Consider the following 1381-nt stretch of genomic DNA (forward strand, 5'->3'; position numbering starts at 1 on the left):
GGGACTGTAAAACGTTCGGTGTAACTCCCGATCATGGAAGATGCATCGATGACCAGCAGCAACGTGACCGAGATCGAGTCCGACGAGCCGTCTGAGGCCGCTTCGGTGAAATCCGTGGATGACAGGCTGATCGACGAGCTCGTGGGTCGGGCTCAGGCCGAGGGCCTGCAGCTGACCGGCGAGGGCGGCCTGCTCCAGCAGCTGACGAAGCGGCTCCTGGAGTCCGCTCTCGAGGGTGAGATCACCGACCACCTCGGCTATGACAAGCATGATCCGGCGGGGAAGAACGGCGGCAACTCACGCAACGGCGCCCGGGCCAAGACCGTGCTGACCGATGTCGGCCCGGTGGAGATATCCGTGCCCCGCGACCGCGAGGGCTCCTTCGAGCCGAAGATCGTCAAGAAGCGGCAGAAGCGGCTGTCCGGCGTGGACGAGATGGTCATCTCACTCGCCGCGAAGGGTCTGACGACCGGTGAGGTCCAGGCCCACCTCGCGGAGGTCTATGGCGCCGAGGTGTCGCGCCAGACGATCTCCACGATCACCGACAAGGTCCTCGAGGGCATGGCCGAATGGCAGAACCGGCCCCTCGACACCGTCTATCCGGTGGTCTTCATCGACGCGATCCACGTGAAGATCCGCGACGGTGCGGTCGCCAACCGGCCCATCTACGTCGCCCTGGCAGTCACGGCCGAGGGCCGGCGGGACATCCTCGGGCTGTGGGCCGGCGACGGCGGCGAAGGCGCCAAGCACTGGATGCACATCCTCACCGAGATCAAGAACCGCGGCGTGAACGACGTCCTCATGCTCGTCTGCGACGGCCTCAAAGGCCTGCCCGACGCCGTCGAGACCGTATGGCCGAAGACGATCGTGCAGACCTGCGTGGTCCACCTGCTGCGGAACTCCTTCCGCTATGCCGCCCGCCAGGACTGGGACAAGATCGCCAAGCTCCTCAAGCCCGTCTACACCGCCGCGACCGAGGACGCCGCACTCGAACGGTTCGCGGAGTTCGCCGACCAGTGGGGCAAGAAGTATCCGGCGATCGTCCGGCTCTGGGAGAACGCGTGGGAGGAGTTCACCCCGTTCCTCCGGTTCGACACCGAGATCCGCCGCATCGTCTGCACCACCAACGCGATCGAGTCCGTGAACGCGCGGATCCGACGGGCGGTGAAAGCCCGCGGCCACTTCCCGAATGAGCAGGCCGCCCTGAAGTGCGTCTTCATGGCGATCATGTCGCTGGACCCGACCGGCAAGGGCCAGGCCCGCTGGACCATGCGCTGGAAAACCGCCCTGAACGCCTTCGACATCACCTTCGACGGCCGGCTCTCCGCAGCCCGACAGTAACTCTCAACAACCCGAGTTACACCGCTCGTTTGACAGACCC

At 65.6% G+C, this 1381-nt stretch carries 1 protein-coding gene; it reads left to right on the forward strand.

The window, feature by feature from the left end:
- The first annotated feature begins 48 nt into the window (after positions 1-48).
- Positions 49-1341 (forward strand): IS256 family transposase, encoded by a 1293-nt coding sequence (locus ACZ68P_RS36190; protein ID WP_471013620.1) that lies wholly within the window; start codon positions 49-51, stop codon positions 1339-1341.
- Positions 1342-1381: the final 40 nt, after the last annotated feature.

Source organism: Streptomyces sp. NPDC036822 (genome assembly GCF_055609145.1).

Bases quoted from the DNA above. Each gene is read 5' to 3' on its own strand.
- ACZ68P_RS36190 (WP_471013620.1), top strand. From the start codon at position 49: ATGACCAGCAGCAACGTGACCGAGATCGAGTCCGACGAGCCGTCTGAG.